Source organism: Pseudomonas sp. GT1P32 (assembly GCF_054897805.1).
In genome coordinates this window covers 4,944,195-4,964,304 of the sequence record NZ_CM142704.1, presented here as the reverse complement: position 1 = coordinate 4,964,304, position 20,110 = coordinate 4,944,195, and the positions used below count along the sequence as shown (strand labels likewise).

Sequence of the window (20,110 nt, the reverse complement as noted above, 5' to 3'; positions counted from 1 at the left end):
CGGCGATCCGACTTGCCCGCGAAGAACGGTGACGCGGTTTAGCTGATATACCGCATCATCGTTCTTCGCGGGCAAGTCGGATCGCCGCACCGCTCGCTCCTACAAAATATCTGACATGTCTATACAATCCCCTCTTTGTTAGCTGCCTAAGCAAGGATTCTGCATGCAAGCCGCCAACCCCCGTCGCGGGTACATCCTGGGCCTGAGTGCCTACATCATCTGGGGACTTTTCCCGCTCTACTTCAAAGCCATTGCCAACGTGCCCGCCGTGGAGATCATCATCCATCGCGTGCTCTGGTCGGCACTGTTCGGCGCGTTGCTGCTGATGGTGTGGAAGCATCCGGGCTGGTGGCGCGAGTTGCGTGACAACCCGAAACGGCTGGCGATCCTGGCCTTGAGCGGCACGCTGATCGCGGCCAACTGGCTGACGTACGTCTGGTCGGTGAACAACGGGCGCATGCTCGAAGCCAGTCTCGGTTACTACATCAACCCGCTGGTGAACGTGTTGCTGGGGATGTTGATCCTCGGCGAACGGTTGCGGCGTATGCAGTGGATCGCCGTAGGTCTGGCGGCGGTCGGCGTCGCGCAACAGGTGTGGCAAGTCGGCAGTCTGCCTTGGGTGTCGCTGGTGCTGGCGTTGACGTTCGGCTTCTACGGATTGATCCGTAAGCAGGCGCCGGTCAAGGCGCTACCCGGCCTGGTGGTGGAAACCTGGATGCTGGTGCCGATTGCCATCGCCTGGCTGCTCTTCAATCAGACCGCCGTCAGCGCCCAGCCCGAATTCTGGACCACGTCCGAAGCCTGGTGGCTGGTCGCCGCGGGTCCGGTAACGCTGGTGCCGCTGGTGTGTTTCAACGCCGCCGCACGGCATTTGCCCTACACGACACTCGGATTTCTCCAGTACCTGGCGCCGACATTGGTGCTGTTGCAAGCCGTGCTGCTGTTTGGCGAGCATCTATCGTCCAGCACACTGGTCGCCTTCATCTTTATCTGGGCAGGCCTGGCGGTTTACAGCATCGATGCGTGGATAAGTCTGCGCCGCCGCAGCTGATCAAAAATCGTACAAACCTCTGCAGGCCACGCCTCTCGTGGCCTGCATCGATCCTTCCAAAGGTTATCCACAGCGTGATCCCCGGCGTTTGTGCGCAACTTGTTGAAACTGATGGTTTTTTGATCAGATCTTGAAGAAGCCCGGCCGGCGTGGGCTGGCGGGCTGTCTCTACAGGTTATCCACAGGCAGGTGCACGTATAACTTGGATAACCCTGTCAGGGGTCGCTGCGCAACACCAACTCCACCATCAAATCGTCCGCCAGGGTTTCCAGGCGCGACTGCAACACGTCCAGCGACAAGGTCAGCGGCACCGCAAGAATCGCTTCGGCGTGGAACAACGGCTCGCTGCTCATAGGCGCCGGACGCACTTCCGTCACCAGCCGTTCCAGGTTGACCCCTTGCTCACTCAACAGACGCGTGATGTCGCGCACGATCCCCGGACGATCATTGCCGACCAATTCCATGGCAATCGGTTTCCAGGTGCAGGATTGTTCGATGCCGCTTTCGGCGATCAGCACACGAATGCCGTGAGCGGACAACGCCTGTAAGGCATCGACCAATTCGTCGTAGGCCTCGGCCGGCACGCCCACCCGAAGAATCCCGGCAAACTGCCCGGCCATGCGTGACATGCGGCTTTCCAGCCAGTTGCCGCCGTGCTCGGCAATGCACTGGGCGATGCGCTCGACCTGCCCAGGCTTGTCCGGTGCGAAAACAGTGAGTACGAGGTGGTCCATGGCGCAGCCCTCTTTTGTTGTAGAAAGAGAAGTATAGGCAAGGGATGTTGCTGCGCTGAGTCGGCTGACGCCTTCGCGGGCAAGCCTCGCTCCTACAAGACCTGCGCCATCCCTGTAGGAGCGAGGCTTGCCCGCGAATGGATCACCACCGATGAACCTGCCAAAAAACAAATCGTGTACAACTTCTTATATTTAACTGGAACAATCTCATACTTTTTTGAGAACATCCCTATCCCCGACGTGACTGCAATGCGTCACGGGGTCGCAGAACGACGTAATTAGTCTAATTTTCACAACCGCAATTCATCATGTAGTATGCCGCAGCGCGCACTACATAACGTTGGATCGATGTCTGCCACAGGCGCGGTCGCAGCCCTGAAAGCCCTGTCAGCAAGGCCTCAACGCCGTTGATCGGTTCCATTCCAGCCGCCCGAAATGGCATGTACTGGTGGAAGGGGTTTGTGGTTTAAATAGCCAGAGGCTTCATTGTTAATTTGAAGAGCTGAAAAGCGAAATAGCTGAGCAGAGTGAGGCAAGCAATGACTGAACACGTTCAAGTCGGTGGCCTGCAGGTCGCCAAAGTCCTGTTCGACTTCGTGAACAACGAAGCCATTCCCGGAACCGGCCTCACCGCCGATAAATTCTGGGCCGGTGCCGACAAGGTCATTCACGACCTGGCGCCGAAGAACAAAGCCCTACTCGCCAAACGCGATGACTTCCAGGCTCGTATCGACGGCTGGCACCAATCCCGTGCCGGTCAGGCGCACGACGCCGTGGCTTATAAGGCCTTCTTGCAAGACATCGGTTATCTGCTGCCAGAAGCGGCCGATTTCCAGGCAACGACGCAAAACGTCGATGACGAAATCGCCCGCATGGCCGGCCCGCAGCTCGTGGTGCCGGTGATGAATGCGCGTTTCGCGCTCAATGCTTCGAACGCCCGCTGGGGTTCGCTGTATGACGCGCTCTACGGCACCGACGCGATCAGCGAAGCTGACGGCGCGGAAAAAGGCAAAGGCTACAACAAGGTTCGCGGCGACAAGGTGATTGCCTTCGCCCGCGCCTTCCTCGACGAAGCGGCGCCATTGGCTGCCGGCTCGCACGTCGACTCCATCGGCTACAAGATCGTTGACGGCAAACTGGTGGTCGCCCTCAAAGGCGGCAGCAACAGCGGCCTGCGCAACGACGCTCAGCTGATCGGTTTCCACGGCGATGCCGCTGCACCGACCGCGATTCTGCTAAAAAACAACGGCCTGCATTTCGAAATCCAGGTCGATGCCAGCACCCCGGTCGGCCAGACCGATGCTGCCGGCGTCAAAGACATCCTGATGGAAGCTGCACTCACCACCATCATGGACTGCGAAGACTCCGTCGCCGCTGTCGATGCCGATGACAAAGTGGTGATCTACCGCAACTGGCTCGGCCTGATGAAGGGCGACCTGTCGGAAGAAGTCTCCAAGGGCGGCAAGACCTTTACCCGCACCATGAACGCCGACCGCACCTACACCGGCGTCGATGGCAAGGAACTGAGCCTGCACGGTCGTTCGCTGTTGTTCGTGCGCAACGTCGGTCACCTGATGACCATCGACGCGATCCTCGATAAAGACGGCAACGAAGTGCCGGAAGGCATTCTCGACGGTCTGGTGACCTGCCTGGCGGCGATCCACAGCCTCAACGGCAACAGCTCGCGCAAGAACAGCCGCACCGGTTCGGTCTACATCGTGAAGCCGAAGATGCACGGTCCGGAAGAAGCTGCGTTCACCAACGAGCTGTTCGGTCGCATCGAAGACGTGCTCGGCCTGCCGCGCAACACCCTGAAAGTCGGGATCATGGACGAGGAGCGCCGCACCACGGTCAACCTCAAGGCCTGCATCAAGGCCGCCAGCGAGCGCGTGGTGTTCATCAACACCGGTTTCCTCGACCGTACGGGCGATGAAATCCACACCTCCATGGAAGCCGGCCCGATGGTGCGCAAGGCCGACATGAAGGCCGAGAAGTGGATCGGCGCCTACGAGAACTGGAACGTCGATATCGGTTTGAGCACCGGCCTGCAAGGTCGCGCGCAAATCGGTAAAGGCATGTGGGCGATGCCCGACCTGATGGCGGCGATGCTCGAACAGAAAATCGCTCACCCATTGGCCGGTGCCAACACCGCTTGGGTGCCATCGCCAACGGCGGCTGCGCTGCACGCGCTGCACTACCACAAGGTTGACGTGTTCGCCCGTCAAGCCGAACTGGCCAAACGTGCACGCGCCTCGGTGGATGACATCCTGACCATCCCGCTGGCGGTAAACCCGCAGTGGACCGCGGAACAGATCAAGAACGAACTGGACAACAACGCCCAGGGCATTCTCGGTTACGTGGTGCGCTGGATCGACCAGGGTGTTGGCTGCTCGAAAGTGCCGGACATCAATGACATCGGCCTGATGGAAGACCGTGCCACGCTGCGTATCTCCAGCCAGCACATCGCCAACTGGCTGCGTCACGGCATCGTCACCGAAGCGCAAGTGATGGAAAGCCTCAAGCGCATGGCGCCGGTGGTTGACCGTCAGAACGCCAACGACGCGCTGTACCGTCCGCTGGCACCGAACTTCGACAGCAACATCGCCTTCCAGGCGGCGGTCGAACTGGTGGTTGAAGGCACCAAACAGCCGAACGGCTACACCGAGCCGGTTCTGCACCGTCGTCGTCGCGAGTTCAAGGCTGCCAATGGCCTGTAACTGAGCGTTGATGCCGTGACAAAAAAAGGCCCTGATCTTCGGATCAGGGCCTTTTTTGTTTGCTTGAAATAGGTGGTGCGGCCTTCGCGGGCAAGCCTCGCTCCTACAGGTCTGCGTATGACTGTAGGAGCGAGGCTTGCCCGCGAAGGCGATCAAATGGGCAACAGATAGCTTGGATCAGGGCTCCATCCCCAACTCATGCTTGACCAGCCCCAGCAGTTTGCCGGTATCGACAGGCTTGAGCAGAAAGTCCACCACGCTCAAATGCATGGCGGCAATCGCGTCCTTCACGTCGGCATCGCCGGAAACGATGATGAACGGCATGGCGCCCCGAACGGACTCACGGACCTTGCGGATCAACTCCAGGCCATCAATGTGCCCCATCCGCAGATCAGTAATCACCAGGCCTATCGAGGGTTTCTCTGCCAGCATCTTGAGCGCGGTTTCACCGCTGGCGGCAGTCATGCAACGAATACCATCCAGACCAAGAATCTCCGACAACAGCTCGCGCGCATCTTTATCGTCATCGACGATCAGCACCCGTTGCGGCGGCAGGTCGGGTTCCAGCATGACGGCACTCAGCGCCTCGCGCTCGGCGTCACTCAAAATATCGTGGTCGGACATGGTTTTCTCTAAGTTTCCAATATCATTCCCTAGCACAGTGGTGAGACATCGCTAAGCAGGGCTTCAATGTGCACTTCGTCGGATTTGTTTCCTATAGGGGAAAGGATAGGTTCTTCCCAAGATTGCGTAAGGCATTTCCGAAATTTCATCGCCGCAAGGCCCGACCTAGACTTACGTCCAATGGGCACCCTGCGCGCAGGGGTCGACCATGACTGAGTCACCCGACAACAACAATTCATAAAAGACTGCGGTAATGGTTATGAGTAAAGCGGACGCCTTCACACAGGCAGGGAAAACCGCGGTATTGCAGAACATCCAGGGCACTTTGCAATTCCTTCAGCGCTTCCCGCCCTTCAATCAAATGGAACACGCTCACCTGGCGTACCTGGTTGAACAATGTCAGCTACGTTTTTATGCCCCCGGCGAGAGCATCATCAAGCCCGCCGATGGCCCGGTTGAGCATTTCTACATCGTCAAACAAGGCCGGGTCGTGGGTGAACGTCCCCACACGGCCAAGGGCGGCACGGAAACCACCTTCGAAATCACCACCGGCGAGTGTTTCCCCCTCGCCGCGCTGTTGGGTGAGCGTGCGACACGCACCGAACATCTGGCCGCCGAAGACACCTTTTGCCTACAGCTAAACAAGCTGGCGTTCATCAAACTGTTCGCACTTTCCAACGCGTTTCGCGACTTTGCCCTACGCGGCGTGAGCAGTTTGCTGGACCAGGTCAACCAGCAAGTCCAGCAAAAAGCCGTGGAAACCCTCGGCACCCAATACTCGCTGAATACCCGTCTGGGCGAACTGGCCATGCGTCACCCGGTGACGTGCAGCCCGACCACGCCGCTGCGGGAAGCGGTCACCCTGATGCACGAGCAGCAGGTCGGCAGCATTGTGGTGGTCGATGAACACAAGGCGCCGTTGGGTATTTTCACCCTGCGCGACTTGCGCCACGTGGTGGCCGAAGGTATCAACGACTTCAACGAAGCCATCGAGCGGCACATGACCCAGGCGCCGTTTTTCCTGACACCCGACCACAGCGCCTTCGATGCCGCGATTGCCATGACCGAGCGGCACATCGCCCACGTCTGCCTGGTCAAGGACCAGCGTCTGTGCGGCGTGGTCTCGGAGCGCGACCTGTTTTCCCTGCAACGGGTCGACCTGGTGCATCTGGCGCGAACCATCCGCAGCGCCCAGCGCGTGGAAAACCTGGTGGCGCTGCGCGGCGAGATCGGTCAATTGGTCGAGCGCATGCTGGCCCACGGTGCGTCCTCGACCCAGATCACCCACATCATCACCCTGCTCAACGATCACACCGTGTGCCGGGTGATCGAACTGACCCTCGCCGAGAAAGGCGACCCCGGCGTGCCGTTCAGTTGGTTGTGTTTCGGCAGCGAAGGCCGCCGCGAGCAGACGCTGCACACCGACCAGGACAACGGCATTCTGTTCGAAGCGCGGGACGCCGCGCACGCCGCCGAGATTCGCGGCAAGTTGCTGCCCATCGCTCAGCAGATCAACCAGAGCCTGGCGCTCTGCGGTTTCACCCTGTGCAAAGGCAACATCATGGCCGGCAACCCCGAGCTGTGTTTGTCCCGGGCCGAATGGGCGCGGCGTTTTGCGGCGTTTATTCGTGAGGCGACGCCGGAAAACCTGCTGGGTTCGAGCATCTATTTCGACCTGCGTGTGGTCTGGGGCGACGAGCACAGCTGCGAGCAGTTGCGTCGGGGGATTCTCGATCAGGTCGCCGACAACCGGCTGTTTCAGCGAATGATGGCCGAGAACGCCCTGCGCAACCGTCCACCCGTAGGGCGTTTCCGCGAGTTTGTGCTGGCGCGCAAGAATGGTGAGAAAGCCACGCTGGACCTGAAAGTCCAAGGCCTGACCCCGTTTGTCGACGGCGCCCGACTGTTGGCGTTGGCCCACGGCATCGAGGCGAACAATACGCTGGAGCGCTTTCGCCAGTTGGTCGACAAAGAAGTCATCGAACGGCTGGACGGTGCGGCGTACGAAGAGGCGTATCACTTCATCCAGCAAACCCGCATGCAGCAACATCAGCTACAGACCCGGGAGAACTTGCCCTACTCCAACCGGGTCGATCCCGACAGCCTTAACCATCTGGACCGACGCATCCTGCGTGAATCCCTGCGCCAGGCCCAACGCCTGCAAAGCAGCCTGACCCTGCGGTATCAGTTATGAGCCTGTTTTCATGGCTGCGCCCGGCAGGGCCGATGCTGTCCGGGGAATTGCAGCAACGTCTGCAACGTTTGCCGGCGCGGGCCGAGCTCAGAGAATGCAGCCTGCGCGAGCAGCGCTGGGTGGTGCTGGATCTGGAAACCACGGGGTTGAACCTGAACAAGGACCGGGTGCTGTCCATCGGGGCGGTGGTGATTGAGGACGGGGCGATCGACTTCAGTCAGCAGTTCGAACGCACCCTGCAATGCGCGGACATGAAAGTGGCGCCGAGCGTGTTGATTCACGGTTTGGGCCCGAGCGCGATTGCCGCCGGCAGCGATCCGGCGCAGGCGTTGGTCGAGTTCATGGAATTTGTGGGCGACAGCCCGGTGCTGGCGTTTCATGCGCCGTTCGATCAACACATGCTCGGCCGTGCGCTGAAAGATCATTTGGGCTACAAGTTGCAGCATCCGTTTCTGGATGTGGCGGATATTGCGCCCCTGCTCTGCCCTCAGGCGCACATTCGCGAGGCGGGGCTGGATGAGTGGATCGACTGGTTCAAGCTCGAGGTGTTCGAGCGCCACAACGCCAGTGCCGATGCGCTGGCGACTGCCGAGCTGGCGCTGATCCTGTTCAGCCGCGCGCGGCAGCAGCAGATTCATAGCCCGTTGAATTTGCAGCAGCGGGTGAGTCAGTGGAAACGCAGGCAGCGGGTGCCTTCGTTCTGAGTTCGCGGCGTCTGTTCTGGCGCCTTCGCGGGCAAGCCTCGCTCCTACAGTGAGCAACGCACCATCCTGTAGGAGCGAGGCTTGCCCGCGAAGAACGATAACGCGGTCCAACTGAACACCCCCACCAAAACCACCTGACCAGTGGCCAATTGCTTACCTCCCCCGCCTCTGCCACAATCGCGAACAATTCTCGTTAGTTAACACTTCCCAATCGGTGATGCTGCGTGTCGTCAGTCCAAAGCCCCCACAGTGAGCTCGTCGGTGCGTTATATCGCGACCATCGCAGTTGGCTATTGGCCTGGCTTCGACGCAATGTCGCCTGTCCGCAACGGGCCGAAGACCTGAGTCAGGACACCTTCGTGCGTTTGCTGGGCCGCGATCAACTGAACGAACCTCGCGAGCCGCGAGCGTTTCTGGTGGCGATTGCCAAGGGCCTGCTGTTCGACTATTTCCGCCGCGCTGCGCTGGAACAGGCTTACCTCACCGAACTGATGCTGATCCCTGAAGGCGAACAACCGTCGGTGGAAGAACAGCAAATGATCCTCGAAGACCTGAAAAACATCGACCGCCTGCTCGGCAAGCTGTCGAGCAAGGCGCGGGCGGCGTTTCTCTACAACCGTCTGGACGGCCTCGGTCACGCGGAAATCGCCCAGCGACTGGGCGTGTCGGTGCCGCGGGTGCGTCAGTACCTGGCTCAGGGCATTCGTCAGTGCTACATCGCGTTGTACGGTGAGCCGGTGTGAACCCGGTCAGTTCCAAACCGGTCTCGGCGCAGGTGCTGGACGCGGCGATTGCCTGGCAATTGTCGCTGGATTCCGGCACCCCGGTGGAGCGCGAAGAGTTTGCCAAATGGCACTCTGCCCACGAAGAGCACGCCCGCGCCTGGCGCCAGTTGGGCATGCTCGACCAGCGTTTCAGCGTGGCCAGCGGCCCGGCCCGCACCGCGTTGCTGCAATCGCGCGAAAGCATTCGCCGACGGGTGCGCAAACTCGGCAGTGGCGTGGCCAGCATCGTTGCGGTGCTTGGCCTGGCGCTGTTTGCCGGTGATCGTTATCTACCGGTCGACTATTGGCTGGCGGATCAGCGCACCGCCACCGGCGAGCAACGCACCCTGCGTCTGAGCGACGGCACGCTGATCAACCTCAACACCCACAGCGCCGTGGATGTGCGTTTTGATGAGAAGCAGCGCCGGGTGATTCTTCAGGAAGGGGAAATCCTCGTCGAAACCGGTCATGGCGACGCCCGGCCATTTATCGTCGAAACCCGCGAAGGCAGCATGCGCGCGCTGGGCACGCGGTTCCTGGTCAAGCGCGAAGAAGAAGGCACGCGCCTGAGCGTGTTGCAGTCCGCCGTGGCCGCCCACCCCGAGTCGAGCCCTGAAGAACAGATCCTGCACGAAGGCCAACAAGTGCTGATGCGCAACAATGGCCTGGGGCCGATCATCGCGCTCAACCTCGGCGCCGATGCCTGGACCCGCGGCATGCTGGTGGTGGACAACGCACGGCTGGAAGACCTGGTTCACGAGCTCGGTCGTTATCGGCGTGGGCATCTGGGCGTAGCGCCCGAGATCGCCGACCTGCGCATCACCGGCAGTTTCCCGTTGCACGACACCGATCTGGCGCTGAGCGCACTGTTGCCGACGCTGCCGGTGCAGATCGAACAGCACACACCGTGGTGGGTGACGGTGGCGAAGGCGGAAGCCAAGCCCTGATTTTGTTGTCGTTTGAACGGACGCTTTCGCGAGCAGGCTCGCTCCCACAGGGGATCGCGGTCAAATGTGGGAGCGAGCCTGCTCGCGAAGGCGTCGTCAGCCTCACCACAATTGCTGAATCGAAATTATTTTCATCCAGCCCTATCACTTTTTGATTCTCGTCCGGCACCTAGGCAATTGAGAAGTATTCCCTTTCAGGAGCCGTTGCATGTCCCGTTCGCTAAACACCTTGTTGCGCCCCAGTTTGCTGGCGGTCGCCATTGCCCTTTGCGCCCCTCTGGCCAGTAGCCAACTGATCGCCGCCGAACAAGCGTCCAGCGTTCGCGCCTATAACCTGCCGGCCGCGCCATTGGCCACAACGTTGAACCAGATCGCCAGCCAGTCGGGCCTGGCGCTGTCGCTGAATCCGTCGCTGGCGGCGGGAAAGACGTCGGCACCGGTCAATGGCCAGTTCGACGCGGTTGGCGCCTTGCAGGCGGCTTTGCGTGGCACCGGTCTGCAACTGGAACAGAGCAGCACTGGCACCTACAGCCTGGTGGCCATGCCTGAGGGCGTGGTGGCCCTGCCGGAAACCAGCGTGATCGGTGTAGAAAATACTGAAAACGCCTGGGGCCCGGTTGACGGTTACGTCGCCACTCGCACCGCTGCCGGCACCAAGACCGATACGCCGATTGTCGAAGCACCACGCTCGATGTCCGTTATCACCCGCGCCCAGATGGAAGATCGCGGCGTACAGAATCTCGATGACGCCGTGCGTTACATGCCAGGCGTGATCGCCAGCAGTTATGGCAGCGACTCCCGCGCCGACTGGCTGCGCGTACGCGGCTTCGAGCCAACCCAGTTCCTCGACGGCCTGCCGTTGCCAAAAGGCTCCTACGCCAACCCGAAGGCTGAAACCTGGAACCTGGAACGCATCACGCTCCTGCGCGGCCCGGCCTCTTCGGTATACGGCCAGACGCCACCGGGCGGTATGCTCGACATGGTCAGCCGCCGTCCCGATGTTATTGCCAGCCACGAAGTGCGAGCCGAAGTCGGCAGCAACAATCGCAAGCAAATCAGCTTCGACAGCACCGGAAAAATCGATGACGAGGGTCAGTTCTTGTACCGCGTCGACGGCGTAGTGCGTGACAGCGGCTTGCCGGTCGACCACATTGATGACAAGCGCTACAACCTCGCACCGAGCCTGACCTGGAACATCGATGACGACACACACCTGACCTTCCTCTCGCAGTTCACCCGCGACGATACAGGGGTCAGCGGCCAGTTCCTGCCTCTGCAAGGCACCAAGCTGGCTTCTCCGGCCGGGGCGAAAATTTCGCACCATAAAAACCTTGGCGATCCGGACTCCGATCACTACGCCCGCACCTATTACGCACTGGGTTACACCTTCGACCATCGCCTGAACGATGTCTGGCAGTTCAAGCAAAACCTGCGTTACACCAAAAGCGATCTGTCGTTCCAGCAAGCCTATGCGTCGTTCGGTGACGTCGTGGCGGCGGACGGCACCCTGCGCCGTCTGGTCGATCAGGTTGATGAGGACATCAGCCAGTTTGCCGTGGACAACAACTTCCAGGCCGACTTCCAGACGGGTGCGCTGAGCCATGTCGTGCTGCTGGGCCTGGACCACCAGCGGACCAACACCAATTACAAATGGCTGGAAGGCAACGCGCCGAACAGCAACGTGATCAACCCGATCCGTGGTGCGGACTTCTCCAACGTCGCGTACAACACCTTTTACGACTACAACCAGAAAACCAACCAGACCGGCCTCTACGCCCAGGACCAGATCTCCCTGGACAAATGGCGCCTGACCCTCGGCGGCCGTGAAGACTGGATTCACAGCTCGACGCAGTTCAATAACCTGGGCGATGCCACCAACACCCAGCGCGACAAGGCTTTCAGCGGTAACGCAGGCCTGAGTTACGTATTCGACTCCGGGATCACGCCGTACATCTCCTACACCGAGTCGTTCCAGCCTTCGATGGGCGCCGATGCCCGTTCGACCCAGTCGTTCAAACCCACCGAAGGCAAGCAGACCGAAGTCGGCGTGAAATACCAGCCACCGGGCAGCCGCACCTTGCTGACCGCCGCCGCGTTCGACCTGCGCCAGCAGAACGTGTCGGTGTCGCAGAACAACGTCACCAGCCAGATCGGTGAATTGAAGGTGCGCGGTATCGAGCTGGAAGCCGTCTCCGATGTCACCGACAACCTGAAACTGGTGGGCTCCTACACCTACACCGATACCGAGATCCTCAAGGGCGACGACAAGGGCAACCGGATGAAACTGGTCCCGCGCAATCAGGCCTCCCTGTGGTCCGATTACACGTGGCACGCCGGTGTGCTCGACGGGTTTGGCGTGGGTGCGGGCGTGCGTTATGTCGGCGACACCTACGGCAACACGGCCAACACCAACAATGGTCACGTGGGTTCGTACACCGTGTACGACGCCGCTGTGCATTACGACCTGAGCCGCATCAACCCGGTACTGGCAAGCGTTTCGGTTGACGTCACCGCGAAGAACCTGTTCAACAAGGACTACCTGTCGACCTGCGATGGCACCTGGTGCTACTACGGCGACGAGCGCAACGTCGTGGCGGCAGTCAACTACAAGTGGTAAACCGCTGAGCGGATTACAGCCACACAAGGGTCACGGTACAGCCGTGGCCCTTTTGCATTTGGATGGGTCATGAAAAGCAAAACCATTCGCCGCTGGTCCTTCGTCCACACCTGGACCAGCCTGATCTGCACGGTCTTCCTGTTGATGCTGGCGCTGACCGGCCTGCCGTTGATCTTCCACCACGAAATCGACCACTTGCTGGGCGATGCCGCCGAGTTGCAGCAGCTGCCGGCCGACACCCCGCAGTTGAATCTGCAGCAGTTGGTGCAGGCCGCTCAAAAACATCGGCCCGGCGAGGTCATGCAATATTTCGGCTTCGACGAAGACGAACCGAACGCCGCCATCGCGATCATGGCGGCCACTGCCGGCACCGAACCGAATTCGTCGCACACCTTCATGCTCGACGCCCGCACCGGTGAAGCGCTGGAGATGCCATCGGCCAACGGCGGCTTCATGATGGTCATGCTGCGCCTGCACGTGGACATGTTCGCCGGCCTGCCGGGCAAGCTGCTGCTGGCGTTCATGGGGATTCTGTTTGTAGTGGCTATCGTGTCCGGGACGGTGCTGTACCTGCCGTTCATGCGCCGGTTGAAATTCGCCACCGTACGCCAGGACAAATCCACGCGCCTGCGCTGGCTCGACCTGCATAACCTGATCGGCGTCGTCACCCTGACCTGGGCGCTGGTGGTCGGCGTCACCGGCGTCATCAGTGCCTGCGCCGATCTGCTGATCGCCGCGTGGCGCAATGACAGCCTGAGCGCGATGGTTGCGCCGTATCGCGATGCGCCGGCGCTGACGCAACTTGCGCCTGCGACCCGCTTGCTCGACATCGCCAAGGAAGTCGCGCCCGGCATGCAGCCAGACTTCATCGCCTTCCCCGGCACGCGGTTTTCCAGTGAGCATCATTACGCGGTGTTCATGAAGGGCAGCACGCACCTGACCTCGCATCTACTGACACCGGTGCTGATCGACGCCAGCACCCTGCAAGTCACCGCCGTGGCCGAACGGCCGTGGTACATGGACGCCATGGGCATGTCGCAGCCGTTGCACTTCGGTGATTACGGCGGCATGCCGATGAAAATCCTCTGGGCGACCCTCGATGTACTGACCATCATCGTGCTCGGCAGCGGGGTTTACCTGTGGGTGGTGCGGCGCAAAGCGGCCAGGCCTGTACTGGAACAAGCGGAGGCCAACGCATGAAGCCGCGGCAGTCGAATTTCTGGAAGGTCTTCTCCACACCGACGGTCATCGCGCTGCTCAGCGCTGCCGGGTTATTCGCGGCCTTGCTGGGCGATGGCGTGTGGGATGCGCTGAGCTGGCTGGGCCTGGGCGTTCCTGCAATCCTCGCCCTGCGCGGCCTCCTGCAACGCCGATAACTACACCAAACCTGTAGGAGCGAAGCTTGCTCGCGAAGGAATCGCCGCGGTCTGACTGAAGGACCGAGGCGATCCCTTCGCGAGCAAGCTTCGCTCCTACAAGTTACGTGATCCACGCGCTATGCTCCCGGCACTGCAAACCGACCGAGATGCTGCCATGTCCGCCCCGAGCATGACCCTCTACCACAACCCGTTGTCGCCCTTCGTTCGCAAAGTCATGGTGCTGCTGCACGAGACCGGTCAGCAAGACCGCGTCGCCCTGCAAAACTGTGTGCTGACCCCGGTCGCCCCGGACCTGCCCCTGATCGATGACAATCCGCTGAGTAAAATCCCGGCCCTGCGCTTGGCCGACGGCAACGTCATCCATGACAGCCGGGTGATTCTCGACTACCTCGACCACCAACACGTCGGCAACCCGCTGATTCCCCGCGAAGGCTCCGCGCGCTGGCGTCGCCTGACCCTGGCCTCCCTGGCCGACGGGATCATGGACGCTGCGGTGCTGGTGCGTTACGAAGTCGCCCTGCGCGCCCCGGAAAAACACTGGGACGAATGGCTCGATGGCCAGCGCGACAAGATTCGCCGCGCCTTGGCGTTGCTGGAAAAAGACGCGATTGCCGAGCTGACCAGCCATTTCGATGTGGCGGCGATCAGTGTGGCCTGTGCGTTGGGTTACGTGGATTTGCGCCATCCGGACCTGGGATGGCGCGAGGTGAATCCGAAGCTGGCGGACTGGTATTTTGAGGTGAGCCAGCGGCCTTCGATGGTGGCGACGATGCCGAAGGGCTAGATTTTCGCTGACTGTTCCGGCCTCTTCGCGAGCGGGCTCTCTCCTACATTTTGATTCGTGGTGTGCATATATTTTGTGTTCACTGGAGATCCACTGTGGGAGCGAGCCTGCTCGCGAATGCACCACACCGGATCTACCGGAAACAACCCAAAAATCAGCGTCGCCAACACCTCCCCCTCCCGCTGATCCTCACGCAACCCCAACGACCGGCTCATTCCACCACCCCGATATCGAATTCCAGCGGTTTGGCCGCCTTCTGCCCAATTCCGTACCAATCCAGTTTGCGGGTCAGCACCATGAACACGCCCAGCAACCCGAACAGCAGCAACGACCCCATCAACAGCGCGTAATCCTCGGCGCTCAACAAGCCATAGAGCAGGCCATACAACGCCGCCAACCCTGCCGAAAAACTCAAGCCGTGGCGCACGCTGCGCAGCACGTGGCAGACATAGAAACCGATCAACAACACACAACCGCTGGCCGACAACAGATACGCCAGGGCAAAACCGATGTGCTCGGACAACGACAGCAACAGCAGATAAAAGAACGCCAGCGCCACGCCCACCAACGCGTATTGCACCGGGTGCACCGCCAGGCTCTTCAGGACTTCGAAGAGGAAGAAACCGGCGAAGGTCAGGACGATGAACAGCAGTGCGTATTTGATCGCCCGGTCGCTTTTCAGGTACTGGTCCACCGGGTCGATGAAGCTCACGCCGAAGCTGCGGCCGCTGAACGCTTCACAGTCGCCGCCGGACACGCAACTGCTCAGCGCTTCTTGCAGGTTGGTGGAGAAAAACGAAGTCTGCCAATTCGCGGTAAAGCCCTGATCGGAGACTTCGCGCTGGGTCGGCAGGTAGTTGCCGATGAAGCTCGGATGCGGCCAGTTGGCGGCCAGCGAGACTTTGCTGGTCTTGCCCACCGGGAGAACCTGCAACTGGCCGGTGCCTTGCAGACGCAGGTCGAAACCGAAGGCCAGCTCCGTGGCCTGACGTGGGTCAAGCGCTGGCAGCGTCACGTGCACACCTTCGCCCAACCAGCCCACCTGACTGCCCGGGATAAAGTCCAGGCGCTGATCATTGAGCTCCAGTTTCAATGCGTTCTCGATGCCGCGAATGTCGCTGATCCCGACGGCAAGAAATGGCTGATCGAACTGGTAGTCGGCGAAATCTTCCTTGATACCCAGTTGTGCCGGGACCGAGAAATGTCCGCTGATGCGGTTGTCGGCGTGGAACAGCCGCGCCTCGTAGATGCCCCGCGAACGCAGCTCGGTCTGGACCTGCCCGTCGAGCTCGAAACGCTCCGGCAGGAAGTACAAACGGCCGCGCTCTTCGCCGATGTCCTGGTAACGCTCGTTGGTTTTTTCGTTGAGCTTCCAGGTGCGCACCACTTTGCGATAAGGCACCACCATCAACGGCCCGCTCAGGCGCTGGCTGTAACTGGAACTGCGCGCGATGTCTTCGAGCACACCGTCGCGCAGTTCCTGGCGGTCCTGGATCACGCCGTTGATCATCAGCAACGGGATCAGCAACAACAGAATCAGCAGGGCAATGGCCCCGAGTTTTATGGTCAGATTTCGGTTCATGGGACTCTCCCTGTTTGGATGGGGGGAGTCTGGGATGGGTGTGTGGAGGATTTATGGGGGAAATATGGAGACTTTGTGGAGACTGGGCCGGCCCCATCGCCGGCAAGCCGGTCTCGTTCCCACAGGTTCAACGCAAGTCCATGTGGGAGCGAACCTGCTCGCGATTGGCCGCGACTCGGTTCTAAGCCAGCCGCAACGTCACTTCAACCCCACCCTCAACATTGCCAACGCTCAATGTCCCGCCATGCAGCTTCACCACTTCCTCTACAAAATTGAGCCCCAACCCTGTGCTCTTGCGCCCACTGTCCGGACGCGGCAACGAGTAGAAGCGCTCACTCAATCGCGGCAACGCGTATTCGGGAATCGCTTCGGCCTGATTGAACAGTTTGAACTCAATCTGTTCCCCAATACGCTCGGCGCTGAATCGCAGTACGCCATTCACCGGCGTGAAATCCAACGCATTTTCCAACAGATTGCCCAGAGCCTGACGCAACAAAAACGGCTCACCGGTCAGCGCCAGATCCCCTGGAATCGCCTGGTCCACGCGTAACCGTTTGCCTTCGATGCGCCCGGCCTGAGCACTCAGCAGCTCATCGACCAAACCCGCCAACGGCACGGCCACCCGCTCTTCCAAGCCTTGGCGCTGTTCAACCTGCGCCAGGTTCAGCAACCGTTCGATCAACTGCTGCATCCGCACGCTTTCGCTGTCGATGTTGCTGACGAAACGCTGCCGTTGCGCCAACGGCATCTCCCCTTGCAGCAACTCCGCCGCACCACGAATCGCCGCCAGCGGGCTTTTCAATTCATGGGTCAACGTGTGCACGTAACGCTCGACGTAGGCCTTGCCTTCGAGCTGCGTGCGCATCTGTTCCACAGCAGTCGCCAGTTGCTCCAGCTCGCCGCCGCGATAGTGCGGAACCTCGACTCGCCGGCCTTCACTCACGGCTTTCGCATAAGCGGTCAAGCGCCGCAATGCCGCGCTCAGCCACCACGACAGCAACGCGCCGAACAGCAAGCCGAGGCCGATCAATCCGGCGCCGTACGCGAGCAATCGGCGTTCCGTGCGATCGACGTAAGGCTGCAACGAGCTATTAGGTTTGGCCACGGTGACCACGCCGATGATCTGACCGTTGTCGCGGATTGGTGCGCCAACGTGCATCACCGAAGAGCTGGCATCATTCGGATCGCTGCGACTGGAGCGAGCGCCGTATTCACCGCGCAAGGTCAGCAGAACATCGTTCCAGCGCGAGTAATCCTGCCCCACCGCCACACCGCTGGAATCCAGCACCACGATGCCCTTGGCGTCGGTGACGTAGATGCGGTGGTTGACCTGATTTTTCGGCAACCCCCAGATGCTCGCCTTCGGTTGCCGCTCGCCATAGGCCTTGAGCAATTCGGGCCAGCGGTTCTGATTGAGCGTGCCGGCCTTGAAATCATCGCGCAGGATTTCGGCCATCAGGTTGGCGGTATCGACCAGGGTTTCTTCGGTGGACTGACGCACGCCGGGGCGGATTTCCTCCATCACGGTGTTGAGCACGAAATAGCCGGTCAGGCCGATGAACAGCACATAGACCAGGAAAATCCGGATCCCCAAGGGCATCAGCTGTGCCCCGGACTGTAGCTGTAACCGAGGCCGCGATGGGTCTGGATCGGTTCGGCGTCAGCCTTCACCAGACGCAACTTGGCGCGCACGCTCTTGATGTGGCTGTCGATGCTGCGCTCGTACCCGGCATCGGCGGCGACACCCAGAGCATCGAGCAACTGCTCGCGGCTGAACACGCGTTCGGGTTGTTCCAACAGGCATTGCAGCAGACGGAATTCGTGGCGGGTGAGGCTCAGCAACTGGCCGCGATAGCAGATCTGTACCCGCTCGTTGTCGATGCGAAACAGCGCAGATACTGGGTCGGCCACTGCACGCGGCGCCATGCGCTTGAGGATGGCCCGCACGCGTGCGGCTACTTCCCGTGGGCTGAACGGCTTGACCACATAATCGTCGGCACCGATTTCCAGGCCGACGACGCGGTCGATTTCCGCATCACGCGCGCTGAGGAAAATCACCGGCACTTCACTGAAACGGCGCAGTTGCTTGCAGGTTTCGAAGCCGCTGATATCCGGCAGGCCGATGTCGAGAATGATCAGATCGGCCGGGGTCTGCCGCTGATGGTCCAGCGCGGCGGCGCCAAGGCTCAGCCACGTCGTGGTGAACCCTTCGCCCTGCAAGGCGAAAATCAGGGTGTCGGCAATCGCCGCTTCGTCTTCGACAATCAGGATATGAGGCATGGCGTCCGAGCCCGGCAGTTGAGTGGGCGAACGGTGCCCCATGCCTCACGTCACGTCAATGAGACCACTTGAAATCAGCAGTCGGGCTTGTCCGCCGTAAAACGTCGCGCCGGGTTCACGGCCGCGCCGAATTCACGCAGGGCTTTGGCGCCGATCAGCAGCGGGTAGTTGAAGCTGCTGCGGTCGGTGAGATTGACCTCGACCGTGCGCTTGACGTTGCCCAGGCACAGTTCCAGATCGACCACCGGGCGCTTGGTGGGCGCCGCTACATCTTCATCCTCGTCCTCTTCGGAGCGGGTCTTGATCTTGCTGATCCGCGCGACCTTGTGTTCGTAGACCTTGTTGCTCGCGTCTTTGGTGGCGAGGCGGAAGCGTACCCATTCATCGCCGTCGCGGGTGAAGGTTTCGATGTCCTTGGCCGACAGCGAGGCGGTCAGGGCGCCGGTGTCCATTTTGGCCTTGAGCACTTCACCGCCGATTTCCGGCAGCGCAATGTATTCGTAGCGCCCGTACAGGGTCGGCTCAGCGGCCAGGACCGGCAGGGCCACGAGGGAAAGCAATGCGAGGAGGGATTTCACGTAAGGGGCATCCTGGGAAAGTGGGCAGCGGAATTTTAGACCGTCAGTGAGCAATTCGTTCGTTCTTGGGATCGCTTCGCGGGCAAGCCTCGCTCCTACAGGTTTCCCGCTATCCCAGTAGGAGCGAGGCTTGCCCGCGAAGAGGCCGGAACTATCGCCACAGTTCCAGCATACCCACGCAACCGTGAAACATTCGTCACCCCCGATTTGGCCTGTCGCCCGAAGCTGCTTATCATGGCGCGCCCAAACGCTTTCAAGAGTTACTTATGCGCCGCCTGCTCACCGGCTGTTTCGTTACCCTGCTGCTGTTGCTCAACACCTTGGTCCTGTTCGGGCCGCTGATGGTGTTTGCCCTGCTCAAACTGGTCCTGCCCGGCCGCTTGCGTGATTACGCATCATCGGCCGTGATGTGGATCGCCGAGACCTGGGCCGAGATCGACAAGCTGATCTTCCGTCTGTGTATTCCCACGCAATGGGACGTGCGGGGCGGCGATGACCTGCGGGTCGACACGTCGTACCTGGTGATCAGCAACCACCAATCCTGGGTGGACATTCCGGCATTGATCCAGACGCTCAACCGGCGCACGCCGTTTTTCAAATTCTTCCTCAAGAAAGAACTGATCTGGGTGCCGTTCCTGGGCCTGGCGTGGTGGGCGCTGGATTACCCGTTCATGAAGCGTTACACCAAGGCGTTTCTGGCGAAGAACCCGACGCTCGCCGGCAAGGACCTGGAGATCACCAAAGCGGCGTGCGAACTGTACAAGCGCCAGCCAGTGACGGTGGTCAATTACCTGGAAGGCACCCGGTTCACGGCGGCGAAAAGCACTCAGCAGCAGTCACCGTTCACCCATTTGCTCAAGCCCAAGGCTGGCGGCGTGGCGTTTGTGCTGGCGGCAATGGGTGAACAGCTGGACGCCATTCTCGATGTGACGGTGGTGTACCCGCAGCAGAAGATTCCGGGATTTTGGGATTTGATCAGCGGTAACGTGCCGAGGGTCATCATTGACATCAAGACCCGCGAACTCGACCCCGCGTTGTGGCAGGGCGATTACGAGAACGATCCGGTGTTTCGCGAAACGGTCCAGAACTGGGTCAACCAGCTCTGGATCGAGAAGGACCGGCGCATCGACGCCTTGCGCGCCGAGCGCCGCTGAA

At 60.6% G+C, this 20,110-nt stretch carries 17 protein-coding genes; 11 read left to right on the top strand and 6 right to left on the bottom strand.

What is annotated here, in order from left to right:
• Positions 1 to 163 precede the first annotated feature (163 nt).
• Positions 164 to 1,051: an EamA family transporter RarD gene (rarD, locus tag ACYZUC_RS22710; RefSeq protein WP_192227612.1), complete on the top strand. Its 888-nt coding sequence runs from the start codon at positions 164 to 166 to the stop codon at positions 1,049 to 1,051.
• 215 nt (positions 1,052 to 1,266) lie between these two features.
• Here the strand turns inward: rarD and ACYZUC_RS22705 are convergent, their stop codons facing one another.
• Positions 1,267 to 1,785 (bottom strand): glycine cleavage system transcriptional repressor, encoded by a 519-nt coding sequence (locus ACYZUC_RS22705; protein WP_064680143.1) that lies wholly within the window; start codon positions 1,783 to 1,785, stop codon positions 1,267 to 1,269.
• 539 nt (positions 1,786 to 2,324) lie between these two features.
• On the opposite strand from ACYZUC_RS22705, the gene ACYZUC_RS22700 reads away from it, so the two are divergent.
• On the top strand, positions 2,325 to 4,502 hold the full coding sequence (locus ACYZUC_RS22700; RefSeq protein WP_192227611.1) for a malate synthase G: 2,178 nt from the start codon (positions 2,325 to 2,327) through the stop codon (positions 4,500 to 4,502).
• A gap of 177 nt (positions 4,503 to 4,679) precedes the next feature.
• On the opposite strand, the gene ACYZUC_RS22695 is transcribed toward ACYZUC_RS22700, so the two are convergent.
• Complete coding sequence (locus tag ACYZUC_RS22695) at positions 4,680 to 5,126, bottom strand: response regulator (RefSeq protein ID WP_461990521.1); 447 nt, start codon at positions 5,124 to 5,126, stop codon at positions 4,680 to 4,682.
• A gap of 253 nt (positions 5,127 to 5,379) precedes the next feature.
• Between ACYZUC_RS22695 and ACYZUC_RS22690 the strand changes: the two genes are divergently transcribed.
• The 8 genes from ACYZUC_RS22690 to ACYZUC_RS22655 all read left to right on the top strand — a co-directional run bounded on the left by ACYZUC_RS22690 (position 5,380) and on the right by ACYZUC_RS22655 (position 14,515).
• Entirely contained in the window at positions 5,380 to 7,320 is a 1,941-nt protein-coding gene (locus tag ACYZUC_RS22690; RefSeq protein WP_461990519.1) for a putative nucleotidyltransferase substrate binding domain-containing protein, read from the top strand.
• Entirely contained in the window at positions 7,317 to 8,024 is a 708-nt protein-coding gene (locus ACYZUC_RS22685; protein WP_461990517.1) for a 3'-5' exonuclease, read from the top strand. The genes ACYZUC_RS22690 and ACYZUC_RS22685 overlap by 4 nt, the downstream gene beginning before the upstream one ends.
• A 224-nt stretch (positions 8,025 to 8,248) precedes the next feature.
• Positions 8,249 to 8,767, top strand: coding sequence for an RNA polymerase sigma factor (locus tag ACYZUC_RS22680; protein ID WP_032829214.1), 519 nt, complete (start codon positions 8,249 to 8,251; stop codon positions 8,765 to 8,767).
• Entirely contained in the window at positions 8,764 to 9,735 is a 972-nt protein-coding gene (locus ACYZUC_RS22675) for a FecR domain-containing protein (protein WP_461990515.1), read from the top strand. Before ACYZUC_RS22680 ends, ACYZUC_RS22675 begins: the two co-directional genes overlap by 4 nt.
• 208 nt (positions 9,736 to 9,943) lie before the next feature.
• A complete protein-coding gene (locus ACYZUC_RS22670; protein ID WP_461990513.1) occupies positions 9,944 to 12,352 on the top strand; it encodes a TonB-dependent siderophore receptor in 2,409 nt (802 codons plus the stop codon).
• A gap of 69 nt (positions 12,353 to 12,421) precedes the next feature.
• Positions 12,422 to 13,552: a PepSY-associated TM helix domain-containing protein gene (locus ACYZUC_RS22665; RefSeq protein WP_008045147.1), complete on the top strand. Its 1,131-nt coding sequence runs from the start codon at positions 12,422 to 12,424 to the stop codon at positions 13,550 to 13,552.
• Positions 13,549 to 13,728, top strand: coding sequence for a hypothetical protein (locus tag ACYZUC_RS22660; protein WP_461990511.1), 180 nt, complete (start codon positions 13,549 to 13,551; stop codon positions 13,726 to 13,728). Before ACYZUC_RS22665 ends, ACYZUC_RS22660 begins: the two co-directional genes overlap by 4 nt.
• A gap of 157 nt (positions 13,729 to 13,885) precedes the next feature.
• On the top strand, positions 13,886 to 14,515 hold the full coding sequence (locus ACYZUC_RS22655) for a glutathione S-transferase (RefSeq protein ID WP_008045154.1): 630 nt from the start codon (positions 13,886 to 13,888) through the stop codon (positions 14,513 to 14,515).
• A 211-nt stretch (positions 14,516 to 14,726) separates the two neighbouring features.
• Here ACYZUC_RS22655 and creD read toward each other — a convergent pair whose 3' ends face one another.
• The 4 genes from creD to rloA2 all read right to left on the bottom strand — a co-directional run bounded on the left by creD (position 14,727) and on the right by rloA2 (position 18,955).
• Positions 14,727 to 16,097 (bottom strand): cell envelope integrity protein CreD, encoded by a 1,371-nt coding sequence (gene creD / locus ACYZUC_RS22650; RefSeq protein ID WP_461990508.1) that lies wholly within the window; start codon positions 16,095 to 16,097, stop codon positions 14,727 to 14,729.
• Positions 16,098 to 16,278: 181 nt separating this feature from the next.
• A complete protein-coding gene (gene creC / locus ACYZUC_RS22645; protein ID WP_461990507.1) occupies positions 16,279 to 17,697 on the bottom strand; it encodes a two-component system sensor histidine kinase CreC in 1,419 nt (472 codons plus the stop codon).
• Positions 17,697 to 18,377 carry a two-component system response regulator CreB gene (gene creB / locus ACYZUC_RS22640; RefSeq protein ID WP_461990505.1) on the bottom strand — a complete coding sequence of 227 codons (681 nt, stop codon included), beginning with the start codon at positions 18,375 to 18,377 and terminating at the stop codon, positions 17,697 to 17,699. Before creB ends, creC begins: the two co-directional genes overlap by 1 nt.
• A gap of 74 nt (positions 18,378 to 18,451) precedes the next feature.
• Positions 18,452 to 18,955, bottom strand: coding sequence for a retropepsin-like aspartic peptidase RloA2 (gene rloA2 / locus ACYZUC_RS22635; protein WP_223413630.1), 504 nt, complete (start codon positions 18,953 to 18,955; stop codon positions 18,452 to 18,454).
• A 266-nt stretch (positions 18,956 to 19,221) separates the two neighbouring features.
• Here rloA2 and ACYZUC_RS22630 point away from each other — a divergent pair, with 266 nt between their 5' ends.
• Positions 19,222 to 20,109: an acyltransferase gene (locus ACYZUC_RS22630; RefSeq protein ID WP_461990503.1), complete on the top strand. Its 888-nt coding sequence runs from the start codon at positions 19,222 to 19,224 to the stop codon at positions 20,107 to 20,109.
• The last annotated feature ends 1 nt before the right edge of the window (position 20,110 follow it).

What these genes read in the sequence shown, in the direction of transcription:
- creC (WP_461990507.1), bottom strand. Translation starts at nt 17,697, where the DNA reads ATGCCCTTGGGGATCCGGATTTTCCTGGTCTATGTGCTGTTCATCGGC.
- ACYZUC_RS22685 (WP_461990517.1), top strand. Translation starts at nt 7,317, where the DNA reads ATGAGCCTGTTTTCATGGCTGCGCCCGGCAGGGCCGATGCTGTCCGGG.
- ACYZUC_RS22670 (WP_461990513.1), top strand. Translation starts at nt 9,944, where the DNA reads ATGTCCCGTTCGCTAAACACCTTGTTGCGCCCCAGTTTGCTGGCGGTC.
- ACYZUC_RS22690 (WP_461990519.1), top strand. Translation starts at nt 5,380, where the DNA reads ATGGTTATGAGTAAAGCGGACGCCTTCACACAGGCAGGGAAAACCGCG.
- rarD (WP_192227612.1), top strand. Translation starts at nt 164, where the DNA reads ATGCAAGCCGCCAACCCCCGTCGCGGGTACATCCTGGGCCTGAGTGCC.
- ACYZUC_RS22705 (WP_064680143.1), bottom strand. Translation starts at nt 1,785, where the DNA reads ATGGACCACCTCGTACTCACTGTTTTCGCACCGGACAAGCCTGGGCAG.
- creB (WP_461990505.1), bottom strand. Translation starts at nt 18,377, where the DNA reads ATGCCTCATATCCTGATTGTCGAAGACGAAGCGGCGATTGCCGACACC.
- ACYZUC_RS22700 (WP_192227611.1), top strand. Translation starts at nt 2,325, where the DNA reads ATGACTGAACACGTTCAAGTCGGTGGCCTGCAGGTCGCCAAAGTCCTG.
- ACYZUC_RS22665 (WP_008045147.1), top strand. Translation starts at nt 12,422, where the DNA reads ATGAAAAGCAAAACCATTCGCCGCTGGTCCTTCGTCCACACCTGGACC.
- ACYZUC_RS22660 (WP_461990511.1), top strand. Translation starts at nt 13,549, where the DNA reads ATGAAGCCGCGGCAGTCGAATTTCTGGAAGGTCTTCTCCACACCGACG.
- ACYZUC_RS22630 (WP_461990503.1), top strand. Translation starts at nt 19,222, where the DNA reads ATGCGCCGCCTGCTCACCGGCTGTTTCGTTACCCTGCTGCTGTTGCTC.
- ACYZUC_RS22655 (WP_008045154.1), top strand. Translation starts at nt 13,886, where the DNA reads ATGTCCGCCCCGAGCATGACCCTCTACCACAACCCGTTGTCGCCCTTC.
- creD (WP_461990508.1), bottom strand. Translation starts at nt 16,097, where the DNA reads ATGAACCGAAATCTGACCATAAAACTCGGGGCCATTGCCCTGCTGATT.
- ACYZUC_RS22695 (WP_461990521.1), bottom strand. Translation starts at nt 5,126, where the DNA reads ATGTCCGACCACGATATTTTGAGTGACGCCGAGCGCGAGGCGCTGAGT.